This is a genomic window from Streptomyces sp. rh34 (assembly GCF_002551245.1).
Taxonomy (GTDB): Bacteria; Actinomycetota; Actinomycetes; order Streptomycetales; family Streptomycetaceae; genus Streptomyces.
In genome coordinates this window covers 1-7,972 of record NZ_NTGZ01000309.1, presented here as the reverse complement: position 1 = coordinate 7,972, position 7,972 = coordinate 1, and the positions used below count along the sequence as shown (strand labels likewise).

Sequence of the window (7,972 nt, the reverse complement as noted above, 5' to 3'; positions counted from 1 at the left end):
CCCCTCTCCTGGGACCGGGCGCGGGCGGTCGCGGCGCGGGCCGGGCGGGCCGGTCCGCTCGCGACGATCCGGTTGCCGCTCGACCGCGCGCTGGGCCATGTGCTGGCCGAGGCGCTCGGCGCGCTCACCGATCTGCCGTCCTTCGACACCTCGGCCATGGACGGCTGGGCGGTCGCCGGGCCGGGGCCCTGGGCGTTCGGGGCCGGGGCGGGGCTCCTCGCCGGACGCGGCCCGGCCACACCCCTGCCCGACGGCACCGCCGTGCGGATCGCCACCGGCGCACGCGTCCCGCCCGACACCACGGCGGTCATCCGCAGCGAGCACGCGCACGCCGACGAGGCCAGGGGGCTGCTGCACGCCCGTCGGCCCGTGGTCGCCGGGCAGGACATCAGGCCCCGGGGCCAGGAGTGCCGCTCGGGCGAGCAGCTCGTCCCGGCCGGGACGGTCGTGACCCCGGCCGTGCTCGGTCTCGCCGCGGCCGCCGGGTACGACGCGCTGCCCGCCGTGCCCCGCCCGCGCGTCGACATCCTGGTCCTCGGCGACGAACTGCTCGCCTCCGGCCTGCCGCACGACGGGCTGATCCGGGATGCCCTCGGCCCCATGCTCGGCCCCTGGCTACGGGCCCTGGGCGCCGAGGTCTCCGGGCCCCGCCGCCTCGGGGACGACGCGGGGGCGCTGCGCGACGCCCTCACCGCCTCCGACGCCGACCTGATCGTCACCACCGGCGGCACCGCCTCCGGCCCGGTGGACCATGTGCACCCGGTCCTCGACGCTCTCGGGGCCGAACTGCTGGTGGACGGAGCCGCGGTCCGCCCCGGCCACCCCATGCTGCTGGCGCGGCTGCCGGCCGCCGGACCGGCGCAGGGACCGCCGGACGGGCCGTACCTGGTCGGGCTGCCCGGCAATCCGCTCGCGGCCGTATCGGGTCTGCTGACACTCGCGGAGCCGCTGCTCGCGGGCCTTGCGGGCCGACCCGCGCAGGACGCGTACCGGGCTCTCGTCCACGCCGAGGTGCACGGGCATCCGCACGACACCCGCCTCGTCCCCGTGGTCCACCGCGCGGGCCGGGCGGGCGGCCGGGACCATGTCGCTCCGCTCCGCTACAACGGGCCCGCGATGCTGCGGGGAATCGCCGCGGCGGACGGGCTGGCCGTGGTGGTGCCGGGCGGGGTACGGTCCGGCACCGAGGTGGAGATTCTGGATCTCCCATGGGCCCCGGCGACGCCGTGGACGGAAGGGTGTTTCACGTGAAACTTCCCGGCCACGATGCGATGGCCAGGCAAGCGGACGAACTGGTCGTGCCGACCCGGGTGATGCTCCCCCGCCGGGTCGTCGTCGGCCCGGCCCGTCAGGTCGCCAAGCGTCTGCTGATGGCCCTGCTCGTGCTGACCGCGACCGTGCTGATCGTCTGGCTCGACCGCAACGGCTACAACGACACCGCTGACGGCAAGGTCGATCTGCTCGACGCGATCTACTACGCGACGGTCACCCTCTCCACCACCGGGTACGGCGACATCACGCCGTTCAGCGACGGGGCCAGGCTGATCAACGTGGTGCTCGTGACACCGCTGCGTGTCCTCTTCCTGATCATCCTGGTCGGTACCACCCTGGAAGTCCTCACGGAACGGACCCGGGAGGACTTCCGGCTGAAGCGTTGGAGATCCAACTTGCGTGACCACACCGTCGTCGTCGGCTTCGGTACGAAGGGCCGCTCGGCGATCCTGACTCTCTGCGCCACCGGCCTGCGGAAGGACCAGATCGTCATCGTCGATCCGGCCTCCAAGGTGATCGAGGCCGCCAACGCCGAAGGCTTCACCGGTGTGCTCGGCGACGCCACCCGCAGCGATGTCCTGTTGCGCGCCGAGCTCCAGAAGGCACGTCAGATCATCATCGCCACCCAGCGCGACGACACCGCCGTCCTGGTGGCCCTGACCGCGCGTCAGCTGAACCGCGGGGCGAAGATCGTGGCGGCGGTGCGCGAGGAGGAGAACGCTCCCCTGCTGCGCCAGTCCGGTGCCGACGCCGTCATCACCAGCGCCAGTGCCGCCGGGCGACTGCTCGGCCTCTCCGTCCTCAGCCCCAGCGCGGGCACCGTGATGGAGGACCTGATCCAGCAGGGCAGCGGTCTCGACCTGGTGGAACGGCCGGTCATAAAGGCCGAGGTGGGCAAGAACGTACGGGAGACGGACGACCTCGTCGTCAGTGTCCTGCGCGGGCACCGGCTGCTCGGCTACGACGACCCGGCGGCCAGCCCGTTGCAGCTGACGGACCGGGTCATCACCATCGTGCGGAAGAGCCCCAGCTCCACCTCCGTGCCGAACAACTCGATGCCGCCGCGCCCCTGAACGCACGCCGTGCCGGAGTAGCCTCGCGGCCATGCATGCGATCACGATTCCCGAACCCGGCGGCCCCGAGGCGCTCGTGTGGACCGAGGTGCCCGATCCCGTACCCGGCGACGGCGAGGCCCTCGTCGAGGTCGTCGCCGGCGCTGTGAACCGCGCCGACGTGCTCCAGCGGCAGGGCTTCTACAACCCGCCGCCCGGCGCGTCCCCCTATCCCGGCCTGGAGTGCGCGGGCCGCGTCCTCGCACTCGGTCCCGGGGTGACCGGCTGGGCGGTCGGCGACGCCGTGTGCGCGCTGCTGGCGGGCGGCGGCTACGCGGAGAAGGTCGCCGTGCCGGCGGGACAGCTCCTCCCCGTACCGGAGGGCGTCGACCTGGTGGAGGCCGCGGCGCTCCCCGAAGTCACCGCGACGGTGTGGTCCAACGTCTTCATGGTGGCCCACCTCCGCCCCGGCGAGACCTTCCTGGTCCACGGCGGCTCCAGCGGCATCGGCACGATGGCGATCCAGCTGGCGAAGGCGGTCGGCGCCAGGGTCGCGGTCACGGCGGGCAGCCCGGAGAAGCTCGCCCGGTGCGCCGAGCTGGGGGCGGACATCCTCATCAACTACCGCGAGCAGGACTTCGTCGAGGAGCTGCGGGAGAACACCGCGGGGGCGGGGGCCGACGTCATTCTGGACCTCATCGGCGCCAAGTATCTGGACCGGAACGTCACGGCGCTCGCCGTCAACGGCCGCCTCGCGATCATCGGGCTCCAGGGCGGCGCCAAGGGCGAGCTGAATCTCGGCGCCCTGCTGACCAAGCGGGCCGCCGTCACCGCGACCTCGCTGCGGGGCCGCCCGCTCCACGAGAAGGCCGCCATCGTCGCCGCCGTACGCGAGCACGTGTGGCCGCTGATCGACGGCGGGGTGGTCCGGCCGGTGGTGGACCGGGTGCTGCCGATGCCGGACGCCGCCGCGGCGCACCGGGTGCTGGAGTCCAGCGCGCACATCGGGAAGGTGCTGCTTCTCGCGCCGTCGGCCGGCGCCTGACCCCGTGAACCGTCACCGGTGAACGGCCACGACGAGGGGCCCGGCGCACACCGTGAGGTGCGCCGGGCCCCTCGCGGTCGGTCCTCGGACTTCAGGAGGCGGATACGGGGTTACAGATACGGGCCCGAACGGATCGGGCCGTGCGGGTCAGCCCCGCCCTCCTCGTCCTCGTGTCCCGAGCCGGGAGGCAGGGCGCGGCGCATCTGCTCCAACTGGGCGCGGGCCGCCATCTGCTGCGCGAACAGCGCCGTCTGGATGCCGTGGAAGAGGCCCTCCAGCCAGCCCACGAGCTGCGCCTGGGCGATCCGCAGCTCGGCCTCGGAGGGCACCGACTCCTCGGTGAACGGCAGCGACAGCCGCTCCAGCTCCTCGACCAGCTCGGGTGCCAGACCGTCCTCCAGCTCCTTCACGGAGCTGGCGTGGATCTCCTTGAGCCTGACCCGGCTCGCCTCGTCGAGGGGAGCCGCCCTGACCTCCTCCAGAAGCTGCTTGATCATGCTGCCGATGCGCATGACCTTCGCGGGCTGTTCCACCATTTCCGTCACCGGGACCTCGCGCGACTCGTCGTCACTGGCACCGCCGCCGATAGCCATTCCGTCCTGGCCCACGACAAGGACCTGCGGGTGCTCCTGCGACCGGTCATTCCTCGGCATTTCCATGCCGCCATTGTCTCGCACACGTGCCGTACCCCACGTTGGTGCCCCCGGAAACGGATGATCCACCGTCTTCGGGGGCACCGGAAGCCTTCCGGGAGTGCCGGAAGCGCCTGTCACCCCGCGCGCCGGGCCAGGGTCAGCCGGGAGCTGGTGAGGCCGGCGGCCAGCAGTCCGGCGAGGACCGGGACGACCAGGGCCAGCAGTCCGACGGTCTCCCACGGCATCACGATCGGCGTGTAGGCCGACTGCATCGGATCCGCACGCATGTCCGCCAGCGCCGCGCGGAGGTCGGTCAGCCGCAGGGCCACCGCGGGCACGAGCCCCGCCGCCGTTCCCAGGAGCACCCCGGTCAGGGCGACGACCAGGCACTGGAAGCCGGACAGCGAACGCCGTAGGCCCGGGGGCGCGCCCACCGCGCTGAGCGTGGTGAGGTCGGCCTCCGCGTCGGCCTTGGAGAGCCCGGTCGTGATGGCCGCCGCGCCCAGGGTCACCACACCGGCGAAGAGGGCGAGGATCAGCAGGATCGTGTCGTCCTGCGTCCGGAACATCTCGTTCGACGTCATCAGGTACGCGCGGTCCCCGGCCTGTTGGAGCGCCGCGTAGGCGGCCTGGGTCTCGGCGTCCGTGGCATCACGGTTGAGCGTGTAGAAGCTGCCGTAGTCCTCTACGTGCAGGCCGAGCCGTTCCGCGGTTTCCTTCGGCAGGACCATCCGGATGCCCGGCGTCGCCGCGTAGCGGTCCGGTGCGACGTGGACCTTCAGCCGGTCCGTGGTGGTGCGGGCCTTGCCGGGGTGCAGGGCCCGGTGCTTCTTGTCGCGGTCGTTGTAGGTGTGGGTGGCCTTGAGGGTGACCTCGCCGTTCTTCGCGTACGCCGAGTTCAGCAGGACGGGGGTGCCCTCGGCCAGGGCCTTCGCCGCCGCCGGGTCCTCCAGCTTCACGTACGAGTCGAGCACGTCCGCGCCCCCGATGACGATCTTGTCGTCGTCGGTGCCGAACGCGGTCATGGTGTAGTTCTCGTCCATGCAGGCCGGGGAGTTCATCAGCCGCTTGTGCTCGTCGGCCGAGATCCGCAGGGCGAGCTCCTTGGCGCCCTTGCCCTTCAGCGGGCAGGAGTGGCCCTTGCCGGTGGGCTTGACGAGTTCGAGGGTGCCGCAGCCGTCCTCCTCCTCGTAATAGACCGAGCAGTCGCTGCCGGCCCAGACGCGGCCGAAGTCGGCGCGCCCTCCGCTGACCGGGAAGCTCTGTTCGACGGCGGCCCGGGAGCGCGCCAGATCGGTGTCGTCACCGACGCCGGAGTCCATCAGGGCGGCGGTGCCCGGGGTCAGGTTGGGCGAGTGGTCGTACGCCTGCTCGGCGGCGTGGCTGCTGGTGTACGTGGCGATGGCGATGCTGCCCGCGACTGCCGCCATCACGGCGGCGACGGCGGGTGCGGTGCGGCCCCGGTTGCGGGCCGCGTCGCGCAGGGCGATGCGGGGCGTCAGCGGGAGCCTCCGGCCGAGCCGGCCGAGGAAGCCGACGATCACCGGGATGCAGCCGAGGACGCCCAGTTCGGCGAGGACGGATCCGCCGGCGACGAAGGCGGTGTCGCCGGCCACCCCGCCGTACACCGCGATCGCGACGCCGACCGTGAGCGCGACGACACCGATGACGGGCAGTACGCGGGAGCTGCGGCGGGTGCCGCGCCGGCCGGTGAGCGATTCCAGGACCGACTGGCGGCCCGCGACGATCGCCGGGGCGAGCGCGGCGAGGACGCCGGTGACCAGGCCGAGCAGGCCGATGCCGAGGACCTCCCAGGGACGTACGGTCAGTTCGCCGAAGCGGCTGCCCGTGTAGTCCTCGATCATCGGGCGGAACAGGGCGGTCAGGCCGAACCCGGCGCCGACGCCGGCCACCGCGCCGACCCCGCCGAGCACCGCGCCGCCCGCGAGCACCACGGCCCGGACCTGGCTCCGGCTGCCACCGCACGAGCCGACCAGGCCCAGCTGTCGCCGTGAGCGGCGGGCGCCCACCGCGAACGCCGGTCCGGCCAGCAGCACGATCTCCAGGACGGCCATGGCGGCCACCGTGAGGACCGCCGCGGTCAGCTCCGTGTCCGTGTCGTACGCGTTACTCGTCCCGGCCATCGGGACCTCGGAGTCCGGCGGCGGATCGAGGACGACCTGGCGGGACTTGACCACCACGCCCTTCTCGTTGGCGGCGAGGATGTCCTGCCAGGTCACGCCCGCCCCGGGCGGGCCCTGGACCAGCCACTTCGGGTCGCTCGCCTGGGGCGGCAGGATGTCCTTGTCGCCGTCGGCGGTCTTCTGCCAGGGGGCGATGACCGAGCCGGGGAGCGCGTACAGTTCGTCCGCCCGCAGGTCGGCGGGCAGTTCTACCGCGCCGGTGAGCGTGTAGGACTGGTCGGGGCCGCGCACGGTGACGCGGTCGCCGATGGACAGCCCGGACGCCTCGATGAAGTCCTCGGTCGCCGCGATCTCGTTCTTGGCCCGGGGGTACGCGCCGTCGGTCAGCTCGATCCGGCCGCGCAGCATCGGGTCGGAGATGCGCAGTTCGGTGATCTCGGTGTCGGTGATGCCGTGGCGGGTGGTCACCGACGCGGGAACGCTCCGCTCGGTGAGGTGCCGCGATCCCCCGGGGAAGGTGGCGGGCACGTCGACCGGCCGTTCCTGCTCCTCGGGTGTCGGGTCCGGGGCGCCCTCGGGCGGGTTCCAGTTGATGCCGTCGGGCATCTGCTGGAGCTTCACCGGCCCCATGCTCGTGGCGGAGAACCGGGCGTCGGCCGACCCCAGTTCACCGGTCAGCTCCTCGGCCTTCGTGGGCAGGGCGCTGCGGTAGGTGAGGTCGGCGGCGGTCACACCGAGGACCGGCAGGGCGATCATCGCGACGACCAGGGCGCTGCGGCCCTTGGCCCGTACGGCGTCGCGCCGGGCTATGCGGAAGGCGGCGCGCCATCCGGAGAAGGGACTCACGTGGCGGCCTCGGCGGTTCCGGCGGAGAGGAGGGAGTCGGCTCCGGTGGTCAGCGTCTGGTCGACGATCGAGCCGTCCCGGAGGAACACGACCCGGTCGGCCCAGGCCGCGTACCGGGGCTCATGGGTGACCATGACGCCGGCCGCGCCCTGGTCGCAGCGGGTGCGCAGCAGGGCGAGGACGGACTCGCCGGTCTCGGAGTCGAGCGCTCCGGTCGGCTCGTCGGCGAGCACGAGGCGCCGGTCGCCGACGAGGGCGCGCGCGATGGCGACGCGCTGTTGCTGGCCGCCGGACATCTCGTCGGGGAAGCGGTCGGCGATCTCCTCCAGCTTCAGCTCGGCCAGCGCGGCGAGGGCCTCCTTGCGGGCCTTGCGCACGGAGACGCCGTCGAGTTCGCGGGGCAGCGCGATGTTCTCGGCGGCGGTCAGGGCGGGGATGAGGTTGTAGTCCTGGAAGACGTAGCCGACGCTGCGGCGGCGCAGTGCGGCCATCCCCTTGGGGCCGAGGGCGGCGATGTCCTGGCCCTCGATGACCACCTGGCCGCTGGTGGCGGTGTCGAGCCCGCCCGCCAGGGTCAGCAGGGTGGACTTGCCGGAGCCGGAGGGGCCCATCACGGCGACCAGTTCGCCCGGGTACACGGCGAGTTGGATCCCGCGCAGGGCGTGCACCTCGGCGATGCCGGAGCCATGGGTACGGGTCAGCGCCCGCAGTTCGAGTACGGGGCTGCCGCCGGGCGTCCCGGAGGACGGCGGGGGCGGGGGTGTGGCGGACGAAGGCATGGTGGGTGGTTCCCCCCTGGGAACAACGTGGATCGGGCAGGGGCGGCAGCGCCGCCTGTGCTGTGGGCGGTGCGGCGGTGCGGCGGCACCGGGACGGGCGTCCGCCTGTGCCGTGGGGCTTCCGCTTCAGCGCTTGGACCGTGTGCGGCCGGCCAGTGCGCGGGCCGGACCGCGGGTGGCCGCGGGGCCGGGCTCGGCG

Annotated in this window: 6 protein-coding genes; 3 read left to right on the top strand and 3 right to left on the bottom strand. The window is 73.2% G+C overall.

The window, feature by feature from the left end:
• The 3 genes from CR470_RS33430 to CR470_RS33420 form a co-directional block, all read left to right on the top strand.
• The coding region (locus tag CR470_RS33430; protein WP_097871207.1) for a molybdopterin molybdotransferase MoeA at positions 1-1,251 on the top strand (1,251 nt) is incomplete at its 5' end.
• Positions 1,209-2,345 carry a potassium channel family protein gene (locus CR470_RS33425; RefSeq protein ID WP_097871206.1) on the top strand — a complete coding sequence of 379 codons (1,137 nt, stop codon included), beginning with the start codon at positions 1,209-1,211 and terminating at the stop codon, positions 2,343-2,345. The genes CR470_RS33430 and CR470_RS33425, both read left to right, overlap by 43 nt.
• A 31-nt stretch (positions 2,346-2,376) precedes the next feature.
• The gene (locus CR470_RS33420; protein WP_097871205.1) at positions 2,377-3,369 is read left to right on the top strand and encodes an NAD(P)H-quinone oxidoreductase; all 993 of its coding nucleotides are present in this window, start codon (positions 2,377-2,379) and stop codon (positions 3,367-3,369) included.
• 110 nt (positions 3,370-3,479) lie between these two features.
• Here CR470_RS33420 and CR470_RS33415 read toward each other — a convergent pair whose 3' ends face one another.
• From CR470_RS33415 to CR470_RS33405, 3 genes are all read right to left on the bottom strand, one after another.
• On the bottom strand, positions 3,480-4,028 hold the full coding sequence (locus CR470_RS33415) for a bacterial proteasome activator family protein (protein WP_073799940.1): 549 nt from the start codon (positions 4,026-4,028) through the stop codon (positions 3,480-3,482).
• Positions 4,029-4,138: 110 nt separating this feature from the next.
• A complete protein-coding gene (locus CR470_RS33410; protein ID WP_097871204.1) occupies positions 4,139-6,994 on the bottom strand; it encodes an FtsX-like permease family protein in 2,856 nt (951 codons plus the stop codon).
• Positions 6,991-7,773: an ABC transporter ATP-binding protein gene (locus CR470_RS33405; RefSeq protein WP_097871203.1), complete on the bottom strand. Its 783-nt coding sequence runs from the start codon at positions 7,771-7,773 to the stop codon at positions 6,991-6,993. The genes CR470_RS33410 and CR470_RS33405 overlap by 4 nt, the downstream gene beginning before the upstream one ends.
• Between the last annotated feature and the right edge of the window lie 199 nt (positions 7,774-7,972).